Origin of the sequence: Bradyrhizobium sp. sGM-13, assembly GCF_018398875.1 — a bacterium.
Lineage (GTDB): Bacteria > Pseudomonadota > Alphaproteobacteria > Rhizobiales > Xanthobacteraceae > Bradyrhizobium.
The window spans coordinates 296,778-323,249 of sequence record NZ_JAGWDK010000006.1 but is presented as its reverse complement, the minus strand read 5'-3'; the positions used below and the strand labels follow the sequence as shown (position 1 = coordinate 323,249).

Here is a 26,472-nt window from a genome sequence, read left to right as displayed (position 1 = left end):
TGCTGAATGGTTGATACCAAAACGCCTGGCGACAAGACTTTGAGTGTTCCGACCAAGACCTTGACGCTGAAGCCGCGGGTCGAGACGGGCACCGTGCGCCAGAGCTTCAGCCATGGCCGGACCAAGCAGGTCGTGGTCGAAAAGCGTGGGAAGCGCCGCGTCGGCGGCGACGCGCCCGCCACTGAGACGCATGCGCCCGAGCCGGCCGCCGCCAAGGCGGCGCCCGCCGCAAAGGCCCCCCTCTCCCGCCCTGCAGCAACGCCGGGTCCCGCGCGCGGCGGTTCGGGCGTGGTGCTGCGAACATTGACGGAAGACGAGCGTTCCGCCCGCGCCAGCGCGCTGGCCGACGCCAAGATGCGCGAAATCGAAGAGCGCCGCCTGGCCGAGGAAGAGGCCAAGCGCCGCGCCAGCCGTGAAGGCATCGAACAGGCCGAACGCGAGGCCGCCGAGGCCCGCCGCAAGGCTGAGGAAGAACGGCACCGCCTGGAAGAGGAAGCCAAGCGCAAGGCCGAAGTCGAGGCCAAGAAGCGATTTGGCGAGACCGAGACCAAGCCCGCGGCGACGCCGGCACCCGCCGCAGCGCGACCCGCCGCCGCCCGCCCAGCTGGCGCCCGTCCGGCTGCAGTGCCGCCCGCGCGCGCCCCGGGCGTTGCCGCCGATGGTTCCGATGAAGACGAAGGTCCGCGTCTCGTTCGGCGTGGCCCCGGCGGCGCCATGCGCCCCGCAACCCCTCCCAAGGCCACCCACAAGCCCGGCCCACAGAAGGAACGCGGCCGCCTGACGGTGGTCACCGCGCTCAATGACGACGTGCGCGAGCGTTCGATCGCCTCGTTCCGCCGCCGCACCCAGCGTCTGAAGGGCCACGCCTCCAATGAGCCAAAGGAAAAGCTGATCCGCGAGGTCACGATCCCGGAAGCGATCACCATCCAGGAACTCGCCAACCGCATGTCGGAGCGCGCGGTCGACGTCATCCGCCTGCTGATGAAGCAGGGCGCGATGCACAAGATCACCGACGTGATCGATGCCGACACTGCGCAGCTGATCACCGAGGAAATGGGTCACTCCGTCAAGCGCGTCGCCGCCTCCGACGTGGAAGAGGGCCTGTTCGACGTCGTCGACGATTCCACCGATACCGAACCGCGCTCGCCGGTCGTTACCGTGATGGGCCATGTCGACCACGGCAAGACCTCGCTGCTCGACGCGCTTCGTCACGCCAATGTGGTGTCGGGCGAAGCCGGCGGCATCACCCAGCATATCGGCGCCTACCAGGTGACCTCGCCGGAAAGCGGCAAGAAAATCACCTTCATCGATACGCCCGGCCACGCCGCGTTCACCGCGATGCGCGCGCGCGGCGCCAAGGTCACCGATATCGTGATCCTGGTGGTGGCGGCCGATGACGGCGTCATGCCGCAGACGGTGGAGGCGATCAACCACGCCAAGGCGGCGAAGGTGCCGATGATCGTGGCGATCAACAAGATCGACAAGCCCGACGCCAAGCCGGAACGCGTGCGCACCGAACTCTTGCAGCACGAGGTTCAGGTCGAATCGTTCGGCGGCGAAGTCGTCGACGTCGAGGTCTCCGCCAAGAACAAGACCAACCTCGACAAGCTGCTCGAAATGATCGCGCTGCAGGCGGAGCTGCTCGACCTCAAGACCAATTCGGAACGGCCTGCCGAAGGCACCGTGATCGAAGCCAAGCTCGATCGCGGCCGCGGCCCGGTCGCGACCGTGCTGGTCCAGCGCGGTACGCTGAGGGTTGGCGACATCATCGTGGCCGGCGCCGAAATGGGCCGTGTCCGCGCGCTGATCTCGGATCAGGGCGAGAACATCGACGAAGCCGGACCTTCGGTGCCGGTCGAAGTACTCGGCTTCAACGGTCCGCCGGAAGCCGGCGACCGCCTTGCGGTGGTCGAGAACGAAGCCCGCGCCCGCCAGGTGACGAGCTATCGCGCCCACCAGAAGCGCGAGAACGCCGCCGCCTCGATTTCCGGCATGCGCGGCTCGCTCGAGCAGATGATGTCGCAGCTCAAGACCGCGGGCCGCAAGGAATTCCCGCTGATCGTCAAAGCCGACGTGCAGGGCTCACTCGAAGCCATTTTGGGTTCGCTGGAAAAACTGGGTACCGACGAAGTCGCCGCGCGTATCCTGCACGCGGGCGTCGGCGGCATCTCCGAATCCGACGTCACGCTGGCGGAAGGCTTTAATGCCGCGATCATCGGCTTTTCGGTGCGCGCCAACAAGGAAGCTGCCGCGGCCGCCAAGCGCAACGGCATCGAGATCCGCTACTACAACATCATCTACGATCTCGTCGACGACATCAAAAAGGCGATGTCCGGCCTGCTCGCGCCGACGCTGCGCGAAACCATGCTGGGCAATGCTCAGATCCTGGAAGTGTTCAACATTTCCAAGGTCGGCAAGGTTGCCGGCTGCCGCGTCACCGACGGCACCGTGGAGCGCGGCGCCAACGTTCGCCTGATCCGCGACAACGTCGTCGTGCACGAAGGCAAGCTGTCGACGCTGAAACGCTTCAAGGACGAAGTGAAGGAAGTGCAGTCCGGCCAGGAATGCGGCATGGCGTTCGAGAATTACGGCGACATGCGTGTCGGCGACGTCATCGAATGTTATCGCGTGGAGACGATCCAGCGCTCTCTGTAAGTCCAAGTCTTACGAAGAGCTTGGGATTTTTGAACTAAGCCGTCATGCCCCGCCTTGTGCGCAATTGCGCCCTGGGGTGGGGCATCCAGTAGTCACCGCAACTAACGTTGAGCACGGAATACGTCATCACCCGCTTTCGCGGGTGGTGACGGCAATTGGGATTTCGACAAATGCCCCGCCACCACAGCAAGGGTTCCGCTCCCGGCGGCTCGCAACGACAATTGCGCGTCGGCGAAACGGTGCGCCATGCGGTCGCCGATATTCTGTCGCACGGTAACGTGCACGACCCCGACCTCGAAGGCCACATCATCACCGTTCCCGAGGTGCGAATGTCGCCGGACCTGAAACTCGCGACAATTTACGTGATGCCGCTCGGTGGACGCGACACCGACGTCGTGATTGCGGCGCTCGAACGCAACAAGAAATTCCTGCGCGGCGAGATCGCGCATCGCGTTAACTTAAAATTTGCTCCCGACCTTCGCTTTCGCGTCGACGAACGATTCGACGAAGCGGAACGGATCGAGAAATTACTGCGAACACCTGCGGTGCAAAGAGACCTTGCACCCGATTCGGACGACAAGTGATGGTTACGACCGCTGCCAACCGTGCGATCGAGCAGCAAACTGCCGATTCGCACGATGCTGAAAAAAATAATTTTTCCGATTCACGCAACGATGGTGAACGCCGCGTCGACGACGGCAAGCGCCGCGTCGACAATGACGAACGTCGCACCAACAACGATCCGCGCCATACCAAACAGCCGCGCCAGAACAACCAGCCGCGGCGCGACAAGCGCGACGTCCATGGCTGGGTGATTCTCGACAAGCCGATCGGCATGACGTCGACGCACGCGGTTGCCATTCTCAAGCGCCTGTTCCAGGCCAAGCGCGCCGGCCATGCCGGCACGCTCGATCCGCTGGCGTCCGGCGGCCTGCCGATCGCGCTCGGCGAGGCCACCAAGACGGTTCCGTTCGTGATGGACGGCCGCAAGCGCTACCGCTTCACGGTCGCCTGGGGTGAGGAGCGCGACACCGACGATACCGAGGGGCGGGTGACCCAGAGCAGCGAACTCCGCCCGTCAGCGGACGCGATCCGGGCCCTGCTGCCCCAATTCACCGGGCTGATCGAGCAGATCCCGCCGCAATATTCGGCAATCAAGGTCCAGGGCGAGCGCGCCTATGACCTGGCGCGGGACGGCGAAACCGTCGAATTGAAGCCCCGGCCGGTCGAGATTCACGAATTAACCCTTGTAGAACATGGAGATAACGGTCAATCCGTGTTCGAGGCGGAGTGCGGCAAGGGCACCTATGTCCGAGCGCTGGCCCGCGATATCGGCCGGATTCTGGGCTGTTTCGGCCATATCTGCGCGTTGCGGCGGACGTTGGTCGGCCCGTTCCGCGAAACGGACATGATTCCGCTGGAAGAGTTGGAGGCTTTATGCAATAGAGCCGCGTCTGGCGAGGGAAGCCTCGCCGACGCGCTTTTGCCCGTTGAGACCGCGCTGGACGACATCCCGGCACTGGCCGTCACACGGGCTGATGCGGCAAGGCTCCACAGGGGCCAGGCCGTTTTGTTGCGCGGACGGGATGCGCCCAATAGTAGCGGCACAGTCTATGTCACGGTGGCAGGCCGTCTTTTGGCGCTTGCTGAAATTGGCAATGGCGAACTCATCCCCAAGCGCGTGTTCAACCTGACCGGGCTGACTGCCAGTCCCGGTCGCAGCAATGAGAGAGTTTGACGATGTCGATTACCGCCGAACGCAAAGCGGAAGTCATCAAGACGAATGCCACCAAAGCCGGCGACACCGGCTCGCCCGAGGTCCAGGTTGCGATCCTGTCGGAACGCATCAACAATCTCACGGGCCACTTCAAGACCCACGTGAAGGACAATCATTCACGCCGCGGCCTCCTGAAGCTCGTGTCGACGCGCCGCTCGCTTCTCGACTACATCAAGAAGAAGGACGAGGCGCGTTACAAGGCGTTGCTCGAAAAGCATAACATTCGCCGTTGATTTGAGTGTACGCGCGCGCAATTTGCGCGCGCTTTCGCATGATTTTCCGAAGAAATCGGACTCCAATTTTTGGAGGCGATCATGCGCAAGGAGCATCATCCGACAAGGATCGTGCTCGACAAACGTCCAGCAGCAATCCGGCCGCTGGACAGGGCAAGGTGCCCATGACTGCCGGGAGGATGGACGCCATCCGAAAGATAAAGACCATGGCAGGATCGCCGGATGCTGATCTCTTGTTGCGATCAGCGTCCCGCCATCTTGCGCATGGTCTTTGTGTTTTTGGGCTCCGCTCTCTCGTGAACCCATGAAAGAAGACCACTATGTTTAATACGCATTCCGTCGAAATCGACTGGGGTGGACGTCCCCTCAAGCTGGAAACCGGCAAGATCGCCCGTCAGGCCGACGGCGCCGTGATGGCGACCTATGGCGAGACCGTCGTGCTTGCCACCGTCGTTGCCGCCAAAGCGCCACGCGAAGGTGTAGACTTCCTGCCGCTGACCGTGGACTACCAGGAAAAGACCTACGCCGCGGGCCGCATTCCCGGCGGCTACTTCAAGCGCGAGGGACGTCCGACTGAAAAGGAGACGCTGGTCTCCCGCCTGATCGACCGCCCGATCCGTCCGCTGTTCGCCGACGGCTGGCGCAATGAAACCCAAGTCATCGTCACCGTGCTCTCGCATGACATGGAGAACGATCCGGACGTGCTGTCGATGGTCGCCGCCTCGGCCGCGCTGACGCTGTCGGGCGCTCCGTTCAAGGGACCGATCGGCGCCGCGCGCGTTGCCTTCAGCAACGACGAATACATCCTCAACCCGACGCTCGATGAAATGACCGACACGCAGCTCGACCTCGTCGTCGCCGGCACGTCGGACGCGGTGCTGATGGTCGAATCCGAAGCCAAGGAGCTCACGGAAGAGATCATGCTCGGCGCGGTCATGTTCGGCCATCGCCACTTCCAGCCGGTGATCAAGGCGATCATCGAGCTGGCCGAGAAGGCCGCCAAGGATCCGCGCGAAGTCACCATTATCGACAACAGCGAGATCGAGAAGGAAATGCTCGGCCTGGTCGAGCAGGACCTGCGCGCGGCTTACGCGATTCCGATCAAGCAGGAGCGCTATGCGGCGGTCGGCAAGGCCAAGGAAAAGGTGATCGCGCACTATTTCCCGGAAGGCCAGGAGCCGAAATACGACAAGCTGCGCATCGCCGGCGTGTTCAAGGAGCTCGAAGCCAAGATCGTTCGCTGGAACATCCTCGATACCGGCAAGCGCATCGACGGCCGCGACGTCAAGACCGTGCGCAACATCATCGCCGAAGTCGGCGTCCTGCCGCGCGCCCATGGTTCGGCGCTGTTCACCCGCGGCGAGACCCAGGCGATGGTCGTGACCACGCTCGGCACCGGCGAGGACGAGCAGTACATCGACGCGCTGTCGGGAACGTATAAAGAGACGTTCCTGCTGCACTACAACTTCCCGCCCTACTCGGTCGGTGAAACCGGACGCCTCGGCGGCACCAAGCGCCGCGAGATCGGCCACGGCAAGCTCGCCTGGCGTGCGATCCATCCGGTGCTGCCGCCGCACCACGAATTCCCTTACACGGTGCGCGTGGTCTCCGAGATCACCGAATCCAACGGCTCCTCGTCGATGGCTTCGGTGTGCGGCGCCTCGCTGGCGCTGATGGATGCGGGCGTTCCCTTGAAACGGCCGACCGCGGGTATCGCGATGGGCCTGATCCTGGAAGGCTCCCGCTTTGCGGTCCTATCAGACATTCTCGGCGACGAGGATCATCTCGGCGACATGGACTTCAAGGTTGCCGGCACCGACCAGGGCATCACCTCGCTGCAGATGGACATCAAGATCGAGGGCATCACCGAGGAGATCATGAAGGTTGCGCTCGGTCAGGCCAAGGAAGGGCGTGTCCACATCCTCGGCGAAATGGCCAAGGCGTTGACCAACGCCCGCGCCGAGCTCGGCGAATACGCGCCGCGCATCGAGACCTTCAAGATCGCGACCGACAAGATCCGTGAAGTGATCGGCACCGGTGGCAAGGTGATCCGCGAGATCGTCGAAAAGACCGGCGCCAAGGTCAACATCGAGGACGACGGCACCGTTAAGGTCGCCTCCAACGACGGCGAGGCGATGAAGGCCGCGATCAAGTGGATCAAGTCGATCGCCTCCGATCCGGAGATCGGCCAGATCTATGAGGGCACCGTGGTCAAGGTGATGGAGTTCGGCGCCTTCGTGAACTTCTTCGGCGCCAAGGACGGTCTGGTCCACATCAGCCAGCTCGCCGCCAACCGCGTCCAGAAGACCTCCGACGTCGTCAAGGAAGGCGACAAGGTCAAGGTCAAGCTGCTGGGCTTCGACGACCGCGGCAAGACCCGGCTGTCGATGAAGGTGGTCGATCAGGTCACCGGCGAGGACCTCGAGGCCAAGCAGAAGGCGGAAGGCCAGGCGCCGCGTGAAGCCGCCGGCGAGTAAGGCATCGCTAAAATGTGAACAAGAGGGCGGCCGAACGGCCGCCCTTTTTTGTTGGCGGCCCGAGTTACATTGTCGGGACGGCAGCACCTGTGCGATTACGTCGCAGGCTTGCGAGGACAGAAAACGAAACCCGATCCTGCCCTTCATCCGTACATTGCCGCGCGTAGCGGCCTACGGCGTTCCGTCCAACGGATATTCACTCAGTTCACTTACAGGAGAAGTCGATGTCATCCATGTCCCGGCGCCACTTGATGTTTGCTGCAACCGGTATCGCGGCCGTGGCTGCAGCCGCACGTCTGGTCTTCGCGCAGGCCGCTGCTCCCGCCCCGGCCGCCGCCCCAACCGGGCCGTTTACGCTGCCGCCGCTAACCTATCCGACCAATGCGTTCGAGCCCCACATCGACGCCAAGACGATGGAAATCCACCATGGCAAGCACCATGCAGCCTATGTCGCCAGCCTCAACAACGTCGCCAAGACCAATCCGCAATTGGGGACGGCGAAGATCGAAGACGTGCTCGGCAACCTGAATGCGCTCGACGACAGCATCAAGTTCACCGTGCGCAACAATCTCGGTGGGCACGCCAACCACACCATGTTCTGGGAAATCATGGGCCCGAACGGCGGCAAGCCGGAGGGCGAGGTGCTGGCGGCGATCGATCGCGATCTCGGCGGCATGGAAAAATTCCAGAACGACTTTAATGCCGCCGGCGGACGCCAGTTCGGCTCGGGCTGGGTGTTCGTGACGGTGGGCAAGGACGGCAAGCTTGCGATCGAGACCCGTCCGAACCAGGACAATCCGATGATGGACGGCAAGCGCGCGCTGATGGGCAACGACGTCTGGGAGCACGCTTATTACCTGAACTACCAGAACCGCCGCGCGGATTATCTGAAAGCGTGGTGGAATACGGTGAACTGGGCCAAGATCGCGGAGCGTTATGCTGCGGCCAAGGCCGGTACACTCGGCGTTTGAGCGCATCCCAAGTGAAATCCCATGTGAAAAGGGCGGCCTCTCGGCCGCCCTTTTTTGTTTTCCCGATAGCTCTCTTGTCAGGATCAGGCGATGTCGAATCGATCGAGGTTCATCACCTTGGTCCACGCCGCCACGAAATCCTTGGCAAACTTCTCCTTCGAGTCCGTGCACGCATAGACTTCCGCGAAGGCGCGGAGCTGCGAGTGCGAACCGAAGATCAGGTCGACGCGGGTGCCGGTCCACTTGACGGCATTCGTCTTGCGGTCTCGGCTCTCGTATACGCCGTCGGAGCCGGCGGGCTGCCATTGCGTGCCCATGTCGAGCAGGTTGACGAAGAAATCGTTCGTCAGCGTGCCCGGCTTTTGGGTGAACACGCCGTGCTTCGACCCGCCGAAATTGGCGCCGAGAACACGCAGGCCGCCGACGAGCACCGTCATCTCGGGCCCCGTCAGCCGCAGCAACTGCGCCCGGTCCACCAATGCTTCCTCAGGCTTCATGAACTGGTGCTTCTTAGCACTGACGAAGTTGCGGAAGCCGTCGGCCCGCGGTTCGAGCGGGGCGAAGGATTCGACGTCGGTCTGCTCCTGCGACGCGTCCATGCGACCCGGCGTGAACGGCACCTTGACGTCCAGTCCGGCGTCCTTGGCGGCCTTTTCGACCGCCGCGCAGCCGCCGAGAACGATCAGGTCGGCAAGCGAAACCTTCTTGCCGAACTCCTTCTGGATCGCCTCTAACTTCTGCAGCACAGTCTTGAGCTCGGCCGGCTGGTTGACGTCCCAGTCCTTCTGCGGGCTGAGACGAATCCGCGCGCCGTTCGCGCCACCGCGCTTGTCGGAGCCGCGGAACGTCGAGGCCGACGCCCATGCGGTCGAGACGAGCTGGGACACCGACAGGCCGGAGGCGAGAATCTTCGCCTTCAGCGCGGCGATGTCCTGCTCGCCGATCAGCGGATGATCGACCGCCGGAATCGGGTCCTGCCAGATCAGCGTTTCCTTCGGCACCAGCGGGCCGAGGTAACGCGCGATCGGGCCCATATCGCGGTGCGTGAGCTTGAACCAGGCACGCGCGAACGCATCGGCGAACTGGTCCGGATTCTCGTAGAAGCGCCGCGAGATCTTCTCGTAGGCCGGGTCGAGGCGCAGCGACAGGTCGGTGGTCAGCATGGTCGGCACATGCTTCTTCGACTTATCGTAGGCGTCCGGGATCGAGGCTTCCGCGCCCTTCGCCTTCCACTGCTTCGCTCCAGCCGGGCTCTGCGTCAGTTCCCATTCGTTTTCGAACAGGTTCTTGAAGAACAGATTGCTCCACTTGGTCGGCGTCTGCGTCCAGGTGACTTCAGGGCCGCCGGTGATGGCGTCGGCGCCGACGCCCGTGCCATGCTTGCTCTTCCAGCCGAGGCCCTGATCCTCGAGCGCACCGCTTTCCGGGTCCGCGCCGACCAGCGACGGATCGCCGGCGCCGTGGGTCTTGCCGAACGAGTGACCGCCGGCAATTAGGGCGACGGTTTCCTCGTCGTTCATCGCCATGCGGAAGAAGGTCTCGCGGATATCCTTGGCCGCCGCGATCGGGTCCGGATTGCCGTTCGGCCCTTCCGGGTTGACGTAGATGAGGCCCATCTGCACGGCGCCGAGCGGCTCGGCGAGCTGGCGTTCGCCGCTATAGCGTTCGTCACCGAGCCAGGTGCCCTCGGGCCCCCAGAACAGCTCCTCGGGCTCCCAGACGTCGGCGCGGCCGCCGGCGAAGCCGAACGTCTTGAAGCCCATCGATTCCAGCGCGACGTTGCCGGCGAGAATCATCAGGTCGGCCCACGAGATTTTCCGGCCGTATTTCTGCTTGATCGGCCACAACAGCCGGCGCGCCTTGTCGAGGTTGGCGTTGTCAGGCCAGCTATTCAGCGGCGCGAAGCGCTGCTGACCGGCGCCGGCGCCGCCGCGGCCGTCCGTGATGCGGTAGGTGCCCGCGCTGTGCCAGGCCATGCGGATCATCAGGCCGCCATAGTGACCGAAGTCGGCCGGCCACCATTCCTGCGAGTCCGTCATCAACGCGTGCAGGTCCTTGATCACGGCATTGAGATCGAGCGTCTTGAATTCCTTGGCGTAGTCGAACGCCTCGCCCATCGGATCGGAGAGCGTGGAATTGCGGTGAAGAACCGAAACGTCCAGCGCGTCCGGCCACCAGTCGCGGTTCGTGCGTGCGCGATTGCCGCCCGAGAACGGGCATTTGGTCTTGTCATCCATGATTGTCTCCTGAGGTCGCTTCCTGTTCGGATTGGAAGCACTCTAAGCAGAGCCTTCCATCAGGTGAAGTTGATTTTAATGATCGAGCTGATAAGATAATCTGATGATCCAGATGACACTCAGACAGCTTCGCTATTTCGATGCGCTGGCACGTCATGGCCATTTCGGACGCGCAGCAGAGGCATGTTCGATCTCGCAGCCGGCGCTGTCGATGCAAATCAAGGAAATGGAGGAGGTCCTGGGCGGCGTGCTGCTGGAACGAAGCGCGCGACAAGTGACGCTGACGAAATTCGGCGAAGAGATCATCCAGCGTGTCCGCGACATCCTGCGCTCGGTCGATGAACTCGGAGATTTTGCACGCGCGTCGAGCGATCGACTGGCGGGGCGCTTGCGCATCGGCATGATTCCGACGATTGCGCCCTATCTTTTGCCGAAGGTGATCGAGAACCTCGCGCGCCTGCATCCGGAGCTCGACATTCACGTGCGTGAGACGCTAACGCCGAAGCTGATCAAGGAAGTTGTCGAGGGCCGGCTCGATACCGCGATCGTTGCGCTGCCGGTGTCGGAGCCTTCGCTGACCGAGGTCGCGTGTTTTTCTGAGAATTTCCTGCTGGTGCGGCCGGGCGAGGATGAAGGAACGCCGGTACCAAGCCACGAGACGCTGCGCGAAATGCGGCTCTTGCTGCTCGAGGAGGGCCACTGCTTCCGCGATCAGGCGCTGTCGTTCTGCAACATGCAGTCCTCGCCGCCGCGGGAAGTCCTGGACGCAAGCTCGCTGTCGACGCTCGTGCAAATGGTCGGCGCCGGTATCGGCGTCACCCTGATCCCGGAAATGGCAGTCGCGGTGGAAACCCGCTCGGCGCCGGTCTCCGTCGCCCGCTTCAGGAATCCGCAGCCGTCGCGAACCATCGGCATGGTCTGGCGCAAGACGAGCCCGCTCGCCGGACAGCTCCAGCAAATCTCCGAGGTGGTCTGCCTCGCCGCCGACGCATTGCGCGAACAGCGCAAGACGGGATCGTCACCACGGAAAGCGCGGACCTGACGAGCCGGGCGCCTCGGGAGTATCGGCGTGTCACAAATCATCATCCGCCTCGCCCGACCAGACGAATATGACCCCATCGCCGGGGTCTGGATGGACAGTTGGGTCTCGACCGGATTGGAAGATGCCAGCGGCGCCCTGCTGGCAAAATTGCGCGCGCGTGTCCCGATGGAGGTGGAGAAGGGCTGCAGCCTTTACGTCGCCGACGACAGCGGCAAATTGGCGGCAATGCTCGCGTTGCATCTTTCAGATCGCTATCTCGACCAGTTGTTCGTCGCGCCGGAGTATCAGGGCAACAGCGTCGGACGCCAACTGCTCGCCTTTACGCGCAAACATCTGCCGGACGCAATCTGGCTGCGCTGCGTGCGCGAGAACGAAAGGGCTTGGCGCTGGTACGAGCGCGAAGGCTTTGTGTTCGAGAAGGAAGAGGTCGAGCCGTTGACGGGCCGCGTGATGAAGCACTACCGATGGAAGAAGAGCGACTGATCCGAGGAGTGCGAAGCACCTTCGCCTTGCGCATCGCTCCCGCACGTTCTAGTTTCGCAAATGCCCCGATGCACCCCGCACTTTACCGAGTTTGTATGGTTAGAGTATTCACCGCCGCGATTTTCTTTTCGTGCTTCATAATTTCCGCATCGGCACAAACCCCGTCGCCACAGGGAGCGACGACCCAAACCGGTGCACCTGCTGCGAAGAGGTCCACGCCCAAAGCCAAAAACGGCGCCAAGCCGGCCGCGCCCGCTGAAAGCGGTCCGTGCCAGATCGGCGTCATTCCGGTCATCGGCGATGCCTTCGTCGTGCAGAAGGTCGGCCTTATAGTATTCGGCAACAAATACCAAGAGGTGCCGACCAGCGGCTGGGGTCTCGACGACCTCGCCGTCGCGCGAATTCGCGCCGCCGCGCCCGGAGTCTCGGTTCGGAAAATCACGGCCGCCAAGGACGCGTTCGCGGCGATCGAGCGTCAGGGAGGGGTGTCCGCGCTGTTTCGCGACACCAACGCAGAGCTGGTTGCCGCCGTGCGGCAGAGCGCGGCCGGCATCCACTGCAAACGGTATATCCTGGTGCAGCGGTCCAGCAGTCAGTTCAGCAACACCAACCAGAACGTACGCGGTATCGGAATCGTCGGCTGGGCCGGCCGAAACTACTTGTTCGCTCTGACCTATATCCTCGTGCTTGACGGAGAGAATTTTTCGACCATCAAGCGGGCCGCGGCGTCAACTGGCGACGAATCTCTGCTCTCACGCGGGCTGGGTTTGAATCCTATTCATGGACCTAGTCGCAAGTTGGAGGAGGGATCTTTCCCGGCGGTTCCGGCGGAAGCAGCCAGCAATCCAGCCTTGCGGCGATGGCGTTCGGGCCTTGCTGGCGGCAAGCCTAGACCAGACCATACCAGCGATGCTTACAGAGCAACGCTGAGCTGACGCTCTGGTATCATTCCACGGCCAGTCGTGACGTTGACGCAATCCTACGCGACATTCGCAATTGATCCGAAAAGGAAACGTCTGATGATAAAGCTCTATTGGTCGCCCCGCTCGCGCTCGTTCTCCGCCATCTGGCTCCTGGAAGAAACCGGATTACCTTACGAGCGCGTGCTCACCGACATCACCACGGGCGCGCAGAAGGCGCCGGAGTATCTAGCGATCAATCCGATGGGCAAGGTGCCGGGATTGAAGGACGGCGACGCCGCGCTCGGGGAAGCGGCCGCGATCTGCGCCTACATCGCCGACCGCTATCCGGAAACCGACCTTGCGCCGGCCGCCACCGATCCGCTGCGCGCAAGATACCTGCAGTGGCTGTTCTTCTCGCCGAGCTGCATCGAACCGGCGCTGATCCAGCTCTTCACGAAGCTGGAGGTGCCGTCGAGCACGGCGGCGTGGGGCAGTGCGACCCAGACATTTGACGTGCTCGATGCCGCCCTGCAGAAGGGCCCTTGGATTCTCGGAGAGAAATTCTCCGCCGCCGACATCATGCTCGGCTCGGGGCTGAATTTTGCGGTACGGATGTTCAAGATGGTGCCGCCACGGCCGTCATTCGACGCTTATATCGACCGCTGCGCGGCGCGTCCGGCCTTTCAGCGCGCGGAGAAGATCGCGGCGGGGTGAGGCGGTCGTAGCGGTCGTAGGGTGGGCAAAGGAGCGCAGCGACGTGCCCACCGTCTAGCATTCCGCGCGTGAAATGATGGGCACGCTTCGAGTTGCCCGCCCTACGAATCTACTGTGTGTTGGCAGCTCTACTCCGCTTTCAATTCTTCGGGCCGCGGCATCGAGATCACGTTGTAACCGGAATCGACGTAGTGGATTTCGCCGGTGACACCGCCTGACAGATCGGACAACAGATAGAGCGCCGAGCCGCCGAGCTCTTCCAGCGTCACGCCGCGGCCAAGCGGCGAGTGCTTCTGCTGGAAGGCGAACATCGCGCGCGCATCGCCGATGCCGGAACCGGCCAGCGTGCGCACCGGGCCGGCCGAGATCGAATTGATGCGGATCTTGCGCGGGCCGAAGTCGGCGGCGAGATAGCGTACTGATGCTTCCAGCGCCGCTTTCGCCACACCCATCACGTTGTAATTCGGCATCACGCGCACCGATCCGCCGAAGGTCAGCGTGATCATGGAGCCACCGGTCTCGGGCATCAGCTCGGCGGCGCGCTTGGCGATTTCGGTGAACGAAAAGCAGGAGATCAGCATGGTGCGCGAAAAGTTCTCGCGCGTGGTATCAGCATAGCGCCCCTTCAACTCATTCTTGTCGGAGAACGCAATCGCGTGGACGAGAAAGTCGAGCCCGTCCCATTTGGCCTTCAGCGCCGAGAAAACCGAATCGACGCTGGCAAGGTCTTCGACGTCGCACGACAGCACCGTATCGACGCCGAGCGATTGCGCCAGCGGCTTGACACGTTTGCCGAGCGCCTCGCCCTGATAGGTGAAGGCGAGCTCGGCGCCCTGCGCGTGAAGCGCCTTCGCGATGCCCCAGGCGATCGAATGATCATTGGCGACGCCCATGATCAGCCCGCGCTTGCCTTTCATCAGGTCTTGCATCGTACGCTCGCTCCCATTGTCTTCGACGTCATCAACCGCGAATGCGGGTGATCCAGTATTCCAGAGGGGTCAGTGATTTAGCCGAGAGGCCGCGGCGTACTGGATGCCCCGCCTTCGCGGGGCATGACGAGTACATCACGCATCCAGCCGCTTGAACACCAGCGTGGCGTTGGTGCCGCCGAAACCGAAGGAGTTCGACAGCACGGTGCCTAGCTTGGCGTTGTCGATGCGCTTGCGCACGATCGGCATATCGGCAAACACCGGATCGAGTTCGGTGATATGGGCGCTCTCGCAGACGAAGCCGTTGTTCAGCATCAGGAGCGAATAGATCGCCTCCTGCACGCCGGTGGCGCCGAGCGAATGGCCGGTCAACGCCTTGGTCGCCGAGATCGGCGGGCACTTGTCACCGGTGCCGAACACCTTTCGGATCGCCTCGATCTCCGGTGGATCGCCGGCCGGCGTCGAGGTGGCGTGCGGATTGATGTAGTCGATCGGCGTCTTCACCGTCGAGATCGCCATGCGCATGCAGCGCTCGGCGCCTTCGCCCGACGGCGCCACCATGTCGTAACCGTCCGACGTCGCGCCATAGCCGACCAGTTCGCCGTAAATGCGTGCGCCGCGAGCCTTGGCACGTTCGAGCTCTTCCAGCACCACCACTCCAGCTCCGCCCGCGATCACAAAGCCATCGCGGCTGATGTCGTAGGGGCGCGAGGCCGTCGCCGGCGTGTCGTTGTATTTGGACGACATTGCGCCCATGGCGTCGAACAGCACCGACAGGGTCCAGTCGAGCTCCTCGCAACCGCCGGCGAAGATCACATCCTGCTTGCCGATCTGGATCGTCTCATAGGCGTTGCCGATGCAATGGTTCGAGGTCGCGCAGGCCGACGAGATCGAATAGTTCACGCCCTTGATCTTGAACCAGGTCGCCAATGTCGCCGAGGCCGTTGATGACATGCCCTTCGGCACCGCGAACGGGCCGATCCGCTTCGGACCCTTGGTGCGCGCGATGTCGGCCGCTTCCACCAGCGTCCGCGTCGACGGTCCGCCCGACCCCATGATGATGCCGGTGCGCTCATTGGAGACTTCGTTGGGTTCAAGGCCGGAATCGCGGATCGCCTGCTCCATCGCGACGTGATTCCAAGCCGCTCCTTCGGCGAGGAATCGCATGGCGCGACGATCGATGACGTCAGCGGGATTGAGCGTTGGCGCGCCCTGCACCTGCGAGCGAAAACCGAGCTCGGCGTGCTTTTCGGCACGCGTGATGCCGGATTTTGCCTCGCGAAGGCTCGCAAGCACTTCCTGGGTGTTGTTTCCGATGGATGAGACGATACCCATCCCCGTGATGACAACCCGCCTCATGATCGCCTCGCCTCGCCGTTTACGTTGTTCTGTGAAGGTGTGTTGCTGCTGCTTGATCGCGTTGCTCAGCCGCCCGGCGCGGAGCCCTGCTTGAACAGCCCGACCTTCAGATCCTTGGCGCGATAGATAATCTCGCCATCCATGGAAAGCCAGCCGTCGCCGACGCCGAGCACCAGCTTTGAACGCATCACGCGTTTCATGTCGATGTTGTACACAACCTTGCGGGCGTTCGGCAGCACCTGTCCGGAGAACTTCAATTCCCCGAGCCCCAGCGCCCGGCCGCGTCCCTCGCCGCCGATCCAGCCGAGGTAAAATCCGACCATCTGCCACATCGCGTCCAGGCCAAGGCAGCCCGGCATCACCGGGTCATTCTTGAAATGGCAGCCGAAAAACCACAGGTCCGGCTTCACATCGAGTTCGGCGCGGATCAGGCCCTTGCCGAACTCGCCGCCCTTGTCGGTGATCTCGGTGATGCGGTCGAACATCAACATCGGCGGCAGCGGTAGCTGCGCATTTCCGGGGCCGAACATCTCGCCGCGGCCGCAGGCAAGCAAATCCTCGTATTCATAACCGCTGCGCCGATCCAGCATCGTATTCAGCCTCACCTTAGATGTCCCGATGGAGCGCTTTTGAGCGAACCGGACCCGTTTCCCCACGGGAGAACGTTTGTTTCCCGCAATTTGGCGCTACTTAGGGTGCTATCGGCATGACTCTCTGCCGAAATCGCATATGTGGTCCGCGCGCTCTGTAACATAGGCATTACGGCCCGGCAAAGCGCTGGAACGGGCTAAAACGCCCCATAGTCACGCTGGTTCCTCTTAACCTTGGGTCGGTTCTAGTTGCGAAAAACTTGCATCTACCTGATTTCCTTTTATATTGGGCAAGAATATTGCCCAAGTTAGCGCGTGTGGTACCCGAAGTGGACAGAACCGACCCAACCTCGCCCCTGAACGACGACGGTATCGATCCGGCTGCCCGCGCCGCCGGACACCAGCCTTCGTTGACCGGCTGTCCTTGGCACGACGTCAACGAAATGCTGCAGGCCGCGGGTCTGCGGCCCACCCGCCAGCGCATGGCGCTGGGCTGGCTGCTGTTCGGCAAGGGTGCCCGCCATCTGACCGCGGAAATGCTCTACGAAGAAGCGACGCTTGCCAAGGTTCCGGTGTCGCTGGCCACCGTCTACAACACGCTTAATCAGCTCACCGATGCCGGCCTGTTGCGCCAGGTCTCGGTCGACGGCACCAAGACCTATTTCGACACCAACGTCACCGCGCATCACCACTTCTATCTCGAGAACAACCACGAGCTGGTCGACATTCCCGATCCGCACCTGGTGTTGTCGAAGATGCCCGACGTGCCCGAGGGCTACGAGATCGCCCGCGTCGACATGGTCGTGCGGCTGCGCAAGAAGCGCTAGCTGTCGTCCCTGCAAAACGCAGGGACCCCATAACCACAAATCTATGTTGTGAGGAGGCGCATCGCCCCGCCGCCCTATTGAGAAGCCGCGGCGTATGGGGCACTGCGTTCGCAGGGACACCAACATCCTCAATCCACCCTCTCGTCCGCATACACGCCCCATAGGCGCTGCTGCTCGATCCAGCCGTCAAAGCCGTTGCCGACGACGCGGCACCAGCCATTGGCGCATTTCTTGACTTGCGCGACGACGCCGGCCTGCAGGCGGGCGGCGACTGCGCTGGTTGGATCCGGACTATCGTACAGCGACGCCAACTCGTCCTTGCTCTTCATGGTGACGACCGCAGTGCGGCGGCCGGACAGCAGCGAATGATAGACCCAGCCCTCGGCGCCCTCGGAATCGCGCACGCGCCGCCAGTTCTCGAACTCAGCGGTGATTTCGACCGGCAGGCCGGAGCGGGTATAGACCCAGGCGACGTCGTTGTCCTTGGTAGGACCGGCCCGCACATTCACATGATCGGATTTGAGGCTGACATAGCGTGGCACCGGGAGGCCGCTCGTGGTGGTGGCTGAATCCTTGGCCGACAACCCTGTGCTGACGGAAGCGACAAGCCAGCACGCCGCCAGCACTGCTACCGAACAGAAACGCCCCAACGCCATCAACCCGTCTCCTGCCGAGCCACACCCAACTCGAACTCTCCGAGTTGAACCGCCCGCTAACGCCTGAAACCCAGACCCCGTGCCCCGCCTTGGCCGCACCCGGCTTGCGACAGCCGAGGGTTCTTGTCTTGGCCCGGTCTTCTGATAGAGAGGACGGAACGCCTAGAACCAGAACGCCCGGATTTTCCGCCGAAAATCCGAGGCAAGCATTGGGGAACCCAAGGGACTTAACCTCAGCAAACAGCCGGATACCGAGACCGCGTGGCCATCGCAGTGTCGAACAACCGGGTTAATGAGGTCTGAACGGCGCGCCTCTGCGCACCTCCCTCATGAGAGCAGGACATGTCGATCAAGAAAAAACCTCTCGTCGTCGTCACTCGCAAATTGCCGGACTCGATCGAGACCCGGATGCGCGAGCTGTTCGACGCGAGGTTGAATCTCGACGATATGCCGATGACGCCGCAGCAGATTGCCGAAGCCAGCCGCTCGGCCGACGTGCTGGTGCCGACCGTCACCGACATGATCAGCGAGGAGATGCTCAAGCACCCTGACTGCAAGCTCCGCATGATCGCCAATTTCGGCAACGGCGTCGACAATATCGACGTCACGGCGGCACATGCGCGCGGCATCACGGTGACCAACACGCCGAAAGTCCTGACCGAAGACACCGCCGACATGACCATGGCGCTGATTCTCGCGGTGCCGCGGCGCCTGATCGAAGGCGCAACGATCCTCCCCGACGGCAAGAACTGGCCCGGCTGGTCGCCGACCTGGATGCTCGGCCATCGCATCGGCGGCAAGCGCCTCGGGATCATCGGCATGGGCCGCATCGGCCAGGCGGTAGCTCGCCGCGCGCGCGCCTTCGGCCTGCAGATCCACTATCACAACCGCCGCCCCGTGGCGCCTGTTATCGCCGATGAACTCGGCGCGACCTATTGGGAAAGCCTCGACCAGATGCTCGCGCGGATGGACATCATCTCGGTGAACTGTCCCCACACGCCGGCAACCTATCACCTGTTGTCGGCCCGGCGGCTCAAGCTGATCCGCAAGGACGCCTATATCGTCAACACCGCGCGCGGCGGCGTGATCGACGAGGATACGCTGATCAAGCTGCTCGAAGCCGGCGACGTCGGCGGCGCCGGGCTCGACGTCTACGAGCACGAGCCCGCGGTCAATCCGAAACTGGTGCGGCTCGCGAAAGCCGGCAAGGTGACGCTGCTGCCGCATATGGGCTCCGCCACCATCGAAGGCCGCGTCGAGATGGGCGAGAAGGTGATCATCAACATCCGGACCTTCCTCGACAACCATAAGCCGCCGGATCGCGTGCTGCCCAGCATGCTGTGAGCAGCGGGAGGCTTCAACGAAGTCGTCCCTGCGAATGCAGGGACCCATAACCACAGGCCTTTGCGGTTACGACAAGCTGGGGCCCAAGTTCTTTCCGACAAGCAACATCGGTGGTTATGGGTCCCGGCTCGCGCTTCGCTTGGCCGGGACGACGGGAAATTTTTCGCTCTTCCGCCGCTCCCGCTTCCGCCACTCCGCGACGAAAGCCACGAACGCGGCAAGCGCCGGCGGCGGCTGGCGACGGCTCGGATAATACAGAAACGGTCCTGGAAACGGCGGGCACCAGTCGTCGAGCACGCTGACCAGCGCGCCCGACTTGATGCCGTACCGAACATAACCTTCGAACGTCAGCCAGAAGCCCACCCCGTCATGGACGGCGCGCAATGCGAGCCCCAGATAGGTCGCGACCAGCTTGGCCGGCGGTGAAACCTTCACGACACGGCCCGCTTTCTCGAACTCCCAATCCAGCATCGCGCCGCTGCCGAAGCGGGTGCGGATACAGGCATGGTCGAGCAGATCCTTCGGCGCTTCCGGTCGACCATGTTGAGCAACATATTCCTTCGACGCCACCACCGCGTAACGCTGCGGCGCCCCGAGCGAGACCGCGATCATGTCCTGCGCCAGATGTTCGCCATAGCGCACGCCGGCGTCGAACCCGCCGGCGACGATATCGACAAACGCACTCTCACCGACGATCTCCAGCTCGACCTTGGGATGCTTCTCGAGAAACGGCGCGACCATCGGCGCCAGCACGAGGTCGATTGCCGGCGGCGGCGCGTTGATGCGCAGACGCCCCGACGGCACAGCCCGCAGGCCGCGCACCTGATCGAGCGCCGCCCCGACATCCGATAGCGCCGGGCCGACACGCCCCAGCAACAACTCGCCGGCTTCGGTGAGGGCTACGCTGCGCGTAGTGCGATTCATCAGGCGCACGCCGAGCCGTTCCTCCATGTCGCGCAGCCGCTGGCTGAGACTTGAGACGGAGACGCCTTGCTCGATCGCGGCACGGCGGAAATTCCGCGTGCGCGCCACGGCAACAAAAGCATCGAGGTCGCGGAGGTCGAGATCCTTCATTGTTCGGTATAGTGAACAAGCTATTTGAAATTGTCCACCTTACCGGTTCAGTCGAAAAGGTTCATATCAGCCTCGTCATCACGGGCGCAGATCCGGCGCCGATTATGAGGAGAAACCGCCATGGAAACACGCAAACTCGGCACGACGGGGCCAACCGTCTCCGCCATCGGCCTCGGCTGCATGGGCATGTCAGACTTCTACGGCCCGGCCGACCGCAGCGAGAGCATCGCCACCATCCACGCCGCACTCGATGCCGGCATCACCCTGCTCGACACCGGCGATTTCTACGGCATGGGTCACAATGAAATGCTGATCGGCGAAGCGCTTGCCGCGCGCGGCCGCGATAACGTCCAGATCAGCGTCAAGTTCGGCGCGCTGCGCGATCCCGCAAAGAACTGGTCCGGCTATGACAGCCGCCCGGCGGCGATCAAGAATTTCGTCGCCTATTCGCTGCAGCGGCTGCGCGTCGAGACCATCGACATCTATCGGCCGGCTCGGCTCGATCCGGACGTGCCGATCGAGGAGACGGTCGGTGCGATGGCCGACATGGTGAAGGCCGGCTGGATCAGGCATATCGGCCTGTCGGAAGTCGGCGCGGAGACCATCCGACGCGCCCATGCGGTGCACCCGATCAGCGATCTGCAGATCGAATACTCGCTGATCTCGCGCGGCATCGAGGTCGACATCCTGAAGACTTGCCGCGAACTCGGCATCGGCATCACGGCCTATGGCGTGCTGTCGCGCGGGCTGATCAGCGGGCATTGGACGGCCGATCGCGGGACCAAGGATTTTCGCGCCATGAGCCCGCGTTTCCAGGGAAGCAATCTCGACGCCAATTTGGCGCTGGTGGATTCATTGCGTGCGATTGCAAGCGAGCTCGGCGCCTCGCCCGCACAGGTCGCGATTGCATGGGTAGCGGCGCAGGGCAATGACATCGTGCCTCTGGTCGGCGCCCGCCGCCGTGACCGTCTCGCTGAGGCCCTCGGCGCGCTCGATGTGAAACTGACGGAAAAGCATCTCGCGGCACTCGCCAAGGCGTTTCCGCCCGGCGTGGCTGCCGGCTCACGCTATCCCGAGGCGCAGCTTGCGCATATGGACAGCGAGAAGCCCGTTGGTTCGTGAGTTGGGGTATATCCAAGACTGGCGTATGCGGGACGCTACGCCGCGTGCCCGCTCAAGTCGGTGATGACAGGTCCATCGCCGTTGAGCGGGTTTTGCGGATCGCGTGCGTAGCGCAGGGTTTCAAACCGCATCGCGCGCGCGTCCACCATCACCAGTCGGCCGACTAGGCTCTCGCCGAAGCCGACGATCTCACGGATCGCTTCCAGCGCCATCATCGAGCCGAGCATGCCCGCCAGCGCACCCATGACGCCGGCTTCGGCGCAGGCCGGTATGGTGCCGGGCGGCGGCGGTTCGGGAAACAGACAGCGATAGGTCGGATTGAAGTGGCCGTCGCTGTCACGTTCATGCGCCCGGATCGTGGTCAGCGATCCGTCGAACATCCCGAGCGCCGCCGTAATCAGCGGCTTGCCGGCAAAGAAGCAGGCATCGGAAATCAGGTAGCGGGTCTCGAAATTGTCGGAGCCGTCGAGCACGAGATCGTAATCGTCGATCAGCGACATCACGTTCCCTGCATCGAGACGCACCCCATGCGCCTCGAAACGAACATGGGGATTGAGCGCGCGAACCGTCTCCGCGGCGCTGTCGACCTTGCGCCGCCCGATGTCCGGCGTGGTGTGGATGATCTGCCGCTGCAGATTGGACAGCGAGACGGTGTCGTCATCGACAGCGCCGAGCCTGCCGACACCGGCCGCCGCCAGATACATCAGGACGGGCGCGCCAAGTCCGCCGGCGCCGATCACCAGCACGGACGCCGCTTTCAAGGCGGCCTGGCCGGGACCGCCGACTTCGCGCAGCACGATATGGCGGGCGTAACGTTCGAGTTCGTCGGCGCTCAGCATGGTCGTGTGCTGTCCTTCCTTCGCTGGCAAACCCTCATAGTGAGGGGATGATCCCCCTGAACCGAGGCGCGGTTGTTGCCGACTAAGCAGATGTGCTTAATTGGCCGGGCGTCAATGATCGCACTCTCCTTATATTGCCGGGATTTGTCATGAGATTGGTGCTTTCAGCAACATTGACGATCGCAGCCTCGGTTTTTGTGATCTCCGGGGCCGCCGCGCAGGCGCAAATGACGTCACCTTCCACGGCGGGCGCCAAGCCGAAACAAGTCCCGACGGTGCCGATCCGTCCCGCGCTGCAGAAGCCGGAGGACACCGCGAAGGCCTTGGACCAGGCCGAGCGGCTGGCGCTGCAGTCGGACCTCGCCTGGGTCGGACAATATAACGGCGCGATCACCGGTGACGTCAGCGAGCGCATGGTCAATGCGATCAAGGAATTCCAGAAGTCACGCGGGGCTAAATCAACCGGCGTGCTCAATTCGCAGGAGCGCGGCGTCCTCGCCGATACTGCCAGGAAAAAGCAGGAGAGCGTCGGCTGGAAAATCGTCATCGATCCCGGCACTAGCGCGCGGCTCGGTATTCCCACCAAGCTGGTACCGCAGCAGGCTAGCGACGCCAACGGCACCAAATGGACGTCACCAACCGGCACGATCCAGATCCAGCTTTCGCGGCGCAAGGAAGCCAATCCGACCACGGCAAAACTCGCCGAGCGCGAGAAGAAAGAGCCGGACCGCACCATCGATTACACCGTGGTCAAGCCGGATTTCTTCGTGCTGTCCGGCCTGCAGGGCCTGAAGAAGTTTTATATGCGCGGCACCTTCAAAGGCGACGAGGTCCGCATCCTCACCATCATGTACGACCAGGCAACCGAGAACACCGTCGAGCCGGTCGTGATCGCGATGTCGAGCGCGTTCAATGCGTTTCCGGCCGCCGCGCAGACGGCAGGGCCTGCCCCGCGCAAGAGCGTGGAGTACGGCACCGGTGTCGTCGTCGGCGACGATGGCGCCATTCTAGCCGACCGCCAGATCATCGACGGCTGCCTCACGGTCGCAATCGCAGGGTTTGGCAATGCCGATCGTGTCGCCGAGGACAAGGAGCACGATCTGGTGCTCTTGCGCATCTATGGTGTGCGCGGGCTGAAGGCGCTCAATCTCGCCAATGCCGCCACCAAACCGGCGCTCGACCTCACCGGCATTGCCGATCCGCAGAACCAGGGCGGCGGCACGGCGGTGACCAGCACCAAAGCCAAGGTGGCCCAGCTAGGCGGCAGCAGCGATATCGCGCTGACGCCCGCGCCGGCGCTTGGCTTCTCCGGTGCGCCCGCGCAGGACGGCGACGGCAAATTCGCCGGCATCGCGGTGTTGAAGCCGGTTCAAGTGGCGGGACCTACCAATGGCGTGCCGGCGGCGCAGGCGATGCTGGTGACCGCCGAAACGGTGCGCGAGTTCCTCAAGGCCAACGGCATCAACGCGGCTGGCGGATCGACGGACGCCAAGGCGTCGGTGGTCCGCGTGATCTGCGTCAGGAAGTAGGAGCTTGTGTCCAGGACGCGGCGCAGCGCGTCAGCGGTGCGCCGCAGAGCCGGGACCTATACCGCCGGGTGTGCCGTCCTCACCCCAGCAGGCTGCATGACGTCGGCGAGCGGCATGGTGGCTGACATCGGCCAGCCGGATATGGGCCATGCCGCCGCCGATGATCGGGCGCCGATGCGCCGCACGGCAGTATTTGCCCGGATGACCACATTTCCATAATCGGGCATCATTGCAAGCTGACTGATTCGGACTACCGCGATCCCCTGACCTTTGGATCGGGCTGGGCACGTCTGAACGAGCGCGTAACTCGGCGTCGCAGAATGCGGCGCGGCTCGTGTGCCGTAATCAAAATGCCTGAAAGCCATCCAAAGGATCTGAAATGCAGACGATCGTATTGGCCACCCAGAAGGGTGGCTCCGGCAAAAGCACGCTCGCCATCAGCCTTGCGCTTGCCGCCATCCGGGCCGGGCACAATGTCCGCCTGATCGAGACGGACTCGCAGGGCACCCTTTCGAACTGGAAGCGCCGCCGCCCTTATGCCGCGCCGGTCGTCGAGCCGGTCTACGCCGCCAGGGAGGTCGAACAACGCCTGCAATCGCTCGACCGCGAGGGCGTGACGGTAGCGATCGTGGATACCGCCGGCGGCGTCAGCGCCGCGACCAATTCAGCGATTCGTTATGCGGATTTCTGCCTGATCCCGACGCGCCCGAGCATCGCGGACATTGAGGCGACCGCCCCGACGCTCAGCGTCGTCAGGGCCTGGCACAAGCCGTTCGCCTATGTCCTGAACCAGACGCCGATCCGGGGCACGCGCCTTGCCAGCGCGGAGAACGCGCTGAGCGACGAGGCCGCGCTCGACATCGGCGATATCCTTGCCAAACCCTTGATCGTGATGCGCAACGATCATCAGGATGCGCTCAGCGCCGGACTTGCGGTCTGCGAATACGCGCCGTCCGGCAAATCTGCCGAGGAAATCCGCGCTCTCTGGCAGTGGATCGAAGTGCGGCTCGGCAATATGGCAGCGGCCGGCGACGAGCCGATCATCGACGAATTGGTGGAAACGCCTGCGATACTTCCGGCAATGGCTGCGCTGCCGGTCATGGCGAACGACAGTGCTCTCTTCCTGAGAGCGCCGGCTCGCGCCTGACATTCCCGCTTCGCGCAGCGTCATTGCCCGAGGCGAAGACGGAAGCAATCCCGCCAACCAGCCCCGCTGGATTGCTTCGCTCCGCCTACCTGTTCCGGCGCAGCCATTGTTCCCGCGTCACACGCCATCGTTCCGCCAGCGTCTGACCGTTGTGATGGGCAAGCTCGGTGTAGCCGACCAATTCGGCGCCGGTCTTTTGCTTGACCCGGCGCGATGCCTCATTGGTTACCGCGTTACAGACGTAGAAAACCTCGAGGCCGAGTACGCCGAAGACGAAATTGTTCACCTCCGCGACGGCTTCGCTCATCAGGCCTTGATTCCAATAGCGCTCCGCGAGCCAGAAGCCCCGGTTGCCCTTCGCATTGTCCGCCCTCGGGTGAAAGCGAATATTCCCGATAGCTTCGCCGTCACCGCCGCGCAGCACCAGCATCCAATTATAGATCTCCTCCCCCGCGGCGACCCTCTCCAACTCCCTCGTGATGAAGGTCGTCGCGCCGTCCTCCGGATATGGCCAGGGGACAACCGATGCGAGATGCTGGATGATATTCCAGTTGTTGAAATGACGTTGGATCGCCGGCGCATCGGATAGCGCCAGCGGCCGCAAGATCAGTCGCTTCGTTTCAAGCGTCGGCGTGACGGTCATTTCTGACATTTCGGACACCAGAAGGTTGAACGGCCGTTCTGCACGAAGCGTCGCACGACACCGCCGCAGCCTTTAGTTTGGCACTTCTCGCCCTCGCGATCATAGACCTGGAACGAGTGCTGGAAATAGCCGAGTTCGCCCGAGGTCAGCCGATGATCGTTGATCGAGGAGCCTCCGGCCTTGATGGCCTGATTGAGCACTGTGTGAATTGCATTCACCAGCCGCCCGGCGTGATCGGTCGGCTCGCCCCTCTTCGTTGCCAGTGTCGCCGCTAGCCGGCGCGGTGAGAGGTGTGAGCGGTACAGCGCCTCACAAACGTAGATATTGCCGAGGCCGGCAACCACGCGCTGGTCGAGCAGCGCGGCCTTCAGGCTGGTCTTCTTGTTGAAGCAGGACCGCGCCAGCATCGCGGCGTCGAATTCGTTGCCGAGCGGCTCCGGACCGAGACCCTTCAATAGCGGTTCATCCTCCAGCACGTTGCGGGCAATAATCTTCATGTAACCGAAGCGGCGCGGATCGTTGAACACGACGGATCTGCCCGACGACATGTGAAACACCACGTGATCATGCGCGCGGTCCTCGCTGCGCGGATGGTGGAATTGGCCGGGCGCATTGTCAGTGCCGCCATCGAGCACCCGGAACGAGCCGGACATGCCCAGATGCATCAGCAGCACATCGCCGGAGGTCAGGTCCGCCATCAGATATTTGGCGCGGCGGCCAAGGCCGGTCACCGTCTGGCCTTCCAGCCGAGCGATAAAGTCTTTTTGAAAGGGAAACCGCAAATCCTTGCGCCGGGCTTCCGCTTTGAGGATTTTCGACCCCTCCATGGCGGGTTGCAGGCCGCGGCGGACGGTCTCAACTTCGGGCAATTCAGGCATCCAGGCATTCACCTTATGGAGGTGACGTGATAGCGCCATTGCGA

Annotated in this window: 25 protein-coding genes; 16 read left to right on the top strand and 9 right to left on the bottom strand. The window is 63.1% G+C overall.

Annotated elements, in window-relative coordinates; all coding sequences use genetic code 11:
- Nucleotides 1-6: 6 nt before the first annotated feature.
- From infB to KJQ96_RS11965, 6 genes are all read left to right on the top strand, one after another.
- Nucleotides 7-2,655 (top strand): translation initiation factor IF-2, encoded by a 2,649-nt coding sequence (infB, locus tag KJQ96_RS11990; protein WP_213286800.1) that lies wholly within the window; start codon nucleotides 7-9, stop codon nucleotides 2,653-2,655.
- Nucleotides 2,656-2,825: 170 nt separating this feature from the next.
- Nucleotides 2,826-3,239 carry a 30S ribosome-binding factor RbfA gene (rbfA, locus tag KJQ96_RS11985; RefSeq protein ID WP_028347857.1) on the top strand — a complete coding sequence of 138 codons (414 nt, stop codon included), beginning with the start codon at nucleotides 2,826-2,828 and terminating at the stop codon, nucleotides 3,237-3,239.
- Nucleotides 3,239-4,393 carry a tRNA pseudouridine(55) synthase TruB gene (gene truB, locus KJQ96_RS11980; protein WP_213286799.1) on the top strand — a complete coding sequence of 385 codons (1,155 nt, stop codon included), beginning with the start codon at nucleotides 3,239-3,241 and terminating at the stop codon, nucleotides 4,391-4,393. The genes rbfA and truB overlap by 1 nt, the downstream gene beginning before the upstream one ends.
- Before the next feature lie 2 nt (nucleotides 4,394-4,395).
- On the top strand, nucleotides 4,396-4,665 hold the full coding sequence (gene rpsO, locus KJQ96_RS11975) for a 30S ribosomal protein S15 (RefSeq protein WP_028347859.1): 270 nt from the start codon (nucleotides 4,396-4,398) through the stop codon (nucleotides 4,663-4,665).
- Nucleotides 4,666-4,985: 320 nt separating this feature from the next.
- Complete coding sequence (gene pnp, locus KJQ96_RS11970; RefSeq protein ID WP_213286798.1) at nucleotides 4,986-7,142, top strand: polyribonucleotide nucleotidyltransferase; 2,157 nt, start codon at nucleotides 4,986-4,988, stop codon at nucleotides 7,140-7,142.
- A gap of 224 nt (nucleotides 7,143-7,366) precedes the next feature.
- The gene (locus tag KJQ96_RS11965; RefSeq protein WP_213286797.1) at nucleotides 7,367-8,113 is read left to right on the top strand and encodes a superoxide dismutase; all 747 of its coding nucleotides are present in this window, start codon (nucleotides 7,367-7,369) and stop codon (nucleotides 8,111-8,113) included.
- Between the two features lie 83 nt (nucleotides 8,114-8,196).
- Here KJQ96_RS11965 and katG read toward each other — a convergent pair whose 3' ends face one another.
- Nucleotides 8,197-10,350, bottom strand: a complete 2,154-nt coding sequence (katG, locus tag KJQ96_RS11960) for a catalase/peroxidase HPI (protein WP_213286796.1) — start codon at nucleotides 10,348-10,350, stop codon at nucleotides 8,197-8,199.
- Between the two features lie 103 nt (nucleotides 10,351-10,453).
- Here katG and KJQ96_RS11955 point away from each other — a divergent pair, with 103 nt between their 5' ends.
- The 4 genes from KJQ96_RS11955 to KJQ96_RS11940 all read left to right on the top strand — a co-directional run bounded on the left by KJQ96_RS11955 (nucleotide 10,454) and on the right by KJQ96_RS11940 (nucleotide 13,491).
- Complete coding sequence (locus KJQ96_RS11955; RefSeq protein ID WP_213286795.1) at nucleotides 10,454-11,392, top strand: LysR substrate-binding domain-containing protein; 939 nt, start codon at nucleotides 10,454-10,456, stop codon at nucleotides 11,390-11,392.
- Nucleotides 11,393-11,419: 27 nt separating this feature from the next.
- The gene (locus KJQ96_RS11950; protein WP_213286794.1) at nucleotides 11,420-11,875 is read left to right on the top strand and encodes a GNAT family N-acetyltransferase; all 456 of its coding nucleotides are present in this window, start codon (nucleotides 11,420-11,422) and stop codon (nucleotides 11,873-11,875) included.
- Entirely contained in the window at nucleotides 11,857-12,810 is a 954-nt protein-coding gene (locus KJQ96_RS11945) for a hypothetical protein (protein ID WP_213286793.1), read from the top strand. Before KJQ96_RS11950 ends, KJQ96_RS11945 begins: the two co-directional genes overlap by 19 nt.
- Before the next feature lie 84 nt (nucleotides 12,811-12,894).
- Nucleotides 12,895-13,491 carry a glutathione S-transferase family protein gene (locus KJQ96_RS11940; RefSeq protein ID WP_213286792.1) on the top strand — a complete coding sequence of 199 codons (597 nt, stop codon included), beginning with the start codon at nucleotides 12,895-12,897 and terminating at the stop codon, nucleotides 13,489-13,491.
- A gap of 128 nt (nucleotides 13,492-13,619) precedes the next feature.
- Here KJQ96_RS11940 and fabI read toward each other — a convergent pair whose 3' ends face one another.
- From fabI to fabA, 3 genes are all read right to left on the bottom strand, one after another.
- The gene (gene fabI / locus KJQ96_RS11935; RefSeq protein WP_213286791.1) at nucleotides 13,620-14,420 is read right to left on the bottom strand and encodes an enoyl-ACP reductase FabI; all 801 of its coding nucleotides are present in this window, start codon (nucleotides 14,418-14,420) and stop codon (nucleotides 13,620-13,622) included.
- Between the two features lie 135 nt (nucleotides 14,421-14,555).
- The gene (gene fabB, locus KJQ96_RS11930; RefSeq protein ID WP_213286790.1) at nucleotides 14,556-15,779 is read right to left on the bottom strand and encodes a beta-ketoacyl-ACP synthase I; all 1,224 of its coding nucleotides are present in this window, start codon (nucleotides 15,777-15,779) and stop codon (nucleotides 14,556-14,558) included.
- Nucleotides 15,780-15,844: 65 nt separating this feature from the next.
- Nucleotides 15,845-16,369 (bottom strand): 3-hydroxyacyl-[acyl-carrier-protein] dehydratase FabA, encoded by a 525-nt coding sequence (fabA, locus tag KJQ96_RS11925; RefSeq protein WP_057844746.1) that lies wholly within the window; start codon nucleotides 16,367-16,369, stop codon nucleotides 15,845-15,847.
- Nucleotides 16,370-16,725: 356 nt separating this feature from the next.
- On the opposite strand from fabA, the gene irrA reads away from it, so the two are divergent.
- The gene (gene irrA / locus KJQ96_RS11920) at nucleotides 16,726-17,196 is read left to right on the top strand and encodes an iron response transcriptional regulator IrrA (protein ID WP_305829323.1); all 471 of its coding nucleotides are present in this window, start codon (nucleotides 16,726-16,728) and stop codon (nucleotides 17,194-17,196) included.
- 128 nt (nucleotides 17,197-17,324) lie between these two features.
- On the opposite strand, the gene KJQ96_RS11915 is transcribed toward irrA, so the two are convergent.
- A complete protein-coding gene (locus tag KJQ96_RS11915; protein WP_213286789.1) occupies nucleotides 17,325-17,852 on the bottom strand; it encodes an SH3 domain-containing protein in 528 nt (175 codons plus the stop codon).
- A gap of 342 nt (nucleotides 17,853-18,194) precedes the next feature.
- On the opposite strand from KJQ96_RS11915, the gene KJQ96_RS11910 reads away from it, so the two are divergent.
- Nucleotides 18,195-19,196, top strand: coding sequence for a D-glycerate dehydrogenase (locus KJQ96_RS11910; RefSeq protein ID WP_213286788.1), 1,002 nt, complete (start codon nucleotides 18,195-18,197; stop codon nucleotides 19,194-19,196).
- A 114-nt stretch (nucleotides 19,197-19,310) separates the two neighbouring features.
- Here KJQ96_RS11910 and KJQ96_RS11905 read toward each other — a convergent pair whose 3' ends face one another.
- Nucleotides 19,311-20,270 carry a LysR family transcriptional regulator gene (locus tag KJQ96_RS11905; RefSeq protein ID WP_213286787.1) on the bottom strand — a complete coding sequence of 320 codons (960 nt, stop codon included), beginning with the start codon at nucleotides 20,268-20,270 and terminating at the stop codon, nucleotides 19,311-19,313.
- Between the two features lie 120 nt (nucleotides 20,271-20,390).
- On the opposite strand from KJQ96_RS11905, the gene KJQ96_RS11900 reads away from it, so the two are divergent.
- Entirely contained in the window at nucleotides 20,391-21,392 is a 1,002-nt protein-coding gene (locus tag KJQ96_RS11900; RefSeq protein WP_213286786.1) for an aldo/keto reductase, read from the top strand.
- A gap of 35 nt (nucleotides 21,393-21,427) precedes the next feature.
- Here KJQ96_RS11900 and KJQ96_RS11895 read toward each other — a convergent pair whose 3' ends face one another.
- Entirely contained in the window at nucleotides 21,428-22,231 is an 804-nt protein-coding gene (locus KJQ96_RS11895; RefSeq protein ID WP_213286785.1) for a molybdopterin-synthase adenylyltransferase MoeB, read from the bottom strand.
- Nucleotides 22,232-22,380: 149 nt separating this feature from the next.
- On the opposite strand from KJQ96_RS11895, the gene KJQ96_RS11890 reads away from it, so the two are divergent.
- The 3 genes from KJQ96_RS11890 to KJQ96_RS11885 all read left to right on the top strand — a co-directional run bounded on the left by KJQ96_RS11890 (nucleotide 22,381) and on the right by KJQ96_RS11885 (nucleotide 24,907).
- On the top strand, nucleotides 22,381-23,760 hold the full coding sequence (locus tag KJQ96_RS11890) for a serine protease (RefSeq protein ID WP_213286784.1): 1,380 nt from the start codon (nucleotides 22,381-22,383) through the stop codon (nucleotides 23,758-23,760).
- A 96-nt stretch (nucleotides 23,761-23,856) separates the two neighbouring features.
- On the top strand, nucleotides 23,857-23,979 hold the full coding sequence (locus KJQ96_RS41355) for a hypothetical protein (protein ID WP_256441609.1): 123 nt from the start codon (nucleotides 23,857-23,859) through the stop codon (nucleotides 23,977-23,979).
- Nucleotides 23,980-24,139: 160 nt separating this feature from the next.
- Nucleotides 24,140-24,907, top strand: a complete 768-nt coding sequence (locus KJQ96_RS11885) for a ParA family protein (protein ID WP_213286783.1) — start codon at nucleotides 24,140-24,142, stop codon at nucleotides 24,905-24,907.
- 85 nt (nucleotides 24,908-24,992) lie between these two features.
- Here KJQ96_RS11885 and KJQ96_RS11880 read toward each other — a convergent pair whose 3' ends face one another.
- Together KJQ96_RS11880 and mutM are read right to left on the bottom strand one after the other, a co-directional pair.
- Nucleotides 24,993-25,559, bottom strand: a complete 567-nt coding sequence (locus tag KJQ96_RS11880) for a GNAT family N-acetyltransferase (protein ID WP_249733960.1) — start codon at nucleotides 25,557-25,559, stop codon at nucleotides 24,993-24,995.
- Nucleotides 25,547-26,428: a bifunctional DNA-formamidopyrimidine glycosylase/DNA-(apurinic or apyrimidinic site) lyase gene (gene mutM / locus KJQ96_RS11875; protein ID WP_213286782.1), complete on the bottom strand. Its 882-nt coding sequence runs from the start codon at nucleotides 26,426-26,428 to the stop codon at nucleotides 25,547-25,549. Before mutM ends, KJQ96_RS11880 begins: the two co-directional genes overlap by 13 nt.
- Nucleotides 26,429-26,472: the final 44 nt, after the last annotated feature.

Excerpts from the sequence above, each read along its gene's own strand:
- infB (WP_213286800.1), top strand. The coding sequence starts at position 7 with ATGGTTGATACCAAAACGCCTGGCGACAAGACTTTGAGTGTTCCGACC.
- rbfA (WP_028347857.1), top strand. The coding sequence starts at position 2,826 with ATGCCCCGCCACCACAGCAAGGGTTCCGCTCCCGGCGGCTCGCAACGA.
- truB (WP_213286799.1), top strand. The coding sequence starts at position 3,239 with ATGGTTACGACCGCTGCCAACCGTGCGATCGAGCAGCAAACTGCCGAT.
- rpsO (WP_028347859.1), top strand. The coding sequence starts at position 4,396 with ATGTCGATTACCGCCGAACGCAAAGCGGAAGTCATCAAGACGAATGCC.
- pnp (WP_213286798.1), top strand. The coding sequence starts at position 4,986 with ATGTTTAATACGCATTCCGTCGAAATCGACTGGGGTGGACGTCCCCTC.
- KJQ96_RS11965 (WP_213286797.1), top strand. The coding sequence starts at position 7,367 with ATGTCATCCATGTCCCGGCGCCACTTGATGTTTGCTGCAACCGGTATC.
- katG (WP_213286796.1), bottom strand. The coding sequence starts at position 10,350 with ATGGATGACAAGACCAAATGCCCGTTCTCGGGCGGCAATCGCGCACGC.
- KJQ96_RS11955 (WP_213286795.1), top strand. The coding sequence starts at position 10,454 with ATGATCCAGATGACACTCAGACAGCTTCGCTATTTCGATGCGCTGGCA.
- KJQ96_RS11945 (WP_213286793.1), top strand. The coding sequence starts at position 11,857 with ATGGAAGAAGAGCGACTGATCCGAGGAGTGCGAAGCACCTTCGCCTTG.
- KJQ96_RS11940 (WP_213286792.1), top strand. The coding sequence starts at position 12,895 with ATGATAAAGCTCTATTGGTCGCCCCGCTCGCGCTCGTTCTCCGCCATC.
- fabI (WP_213286791.1), bottom strand. The coding sequence starts at position 14,420 with ATGCAAGACCTGATGAAAGGCAAGCGCGGGCTGATCATGGGCGTCGCC.
- fabB (WP_213286790.1), bottom strand. The coding sequence starts at position 15,779 with ATGAGGCGGGTTGTCATCACGGGGATGGGTATCGTCTCATCCATCGGA.
- fabA (WP_057844746.1), bottom strand. The coding sequence starts at position 16,369 with ATGCTGGATCGGCGCAGCGGTTATGAATACGAGGATTTGCTTGCCTGC.
- KJQ96_RS11915 (WP_213286789.1), bottom strand. The coding sequence starts at position 17,852 with ATGGCGTTGGGGCGTTTCTGTTCGGTAGCAGTGCTGGCGGCGTGCTGG.
- KJQ96_RS11910 (WP_213286788.1), top strand. The coding sequence starts at position 18,195 with ATGTCGATCAAGAAAAAACCTCTCGTCGTCGTCACTCGCAAATTGCCG.
- KJQ96_RS11905 (WP_213286787.1), bottom strand. The coding sequence starts at position 20,270 with ATGAAGGATCTCGACCTCCGCGACCTCGATGCTTTTGTTGCCGTGGCG.
- KJQ96_RS11900 (WP_213286786.1), top strand. The coding sequence starts at position 20,391 with ATGGAAACACGCAAACTCGGCACGACGGGGCCAACCGTCTCCGCCATC.
- KJQ96_RS11895 (WP_213286785.1), bottom strand. The coding sequence starts at position 22,231 with ATGCTGAGCGCCGACGAACTCGAACGTTACGCCCGCCATATCGTGCTG.
- KJQ96_RS11890 (WP_213286784.1), top strand. The coding sequence starts at position 22,381 with ATGAGATTGGTGCTTTCAGCAACATTGACGATCGCAGCCTCGGTTTTT.
- KJQ96_RS41355 (WP_256441609.1), top strand. The coding sequence starts at position 23,857 with ATGACGTCGGCGAGCGGCATGGTGGCTGACATCGGCCAGCCGGATATG.
- KJQ96_RS11885 (WP_213286783.1), top strand. The coding sequence starts at position 24,140 with ATGCAGACGATCGTATTGGCCACCCAGAAGGGTGGCTCCGGCAAAAGC.
- KJQ96_RS11880 (WP_249733960.1), bottom strand. The coding sequence starts at position 25,559 with ATGTCAGAAATGACCGTCACGCCGACGCTTGAAACGAAGCGACTGATC.
- mutM (WP_213286782.1), bottom strand. The coding sequence starts at position 26,428 with ATGCCTGAATTGCCCGAAGTTGAGACCGTCCGCCGCGGCCTGCAACCC.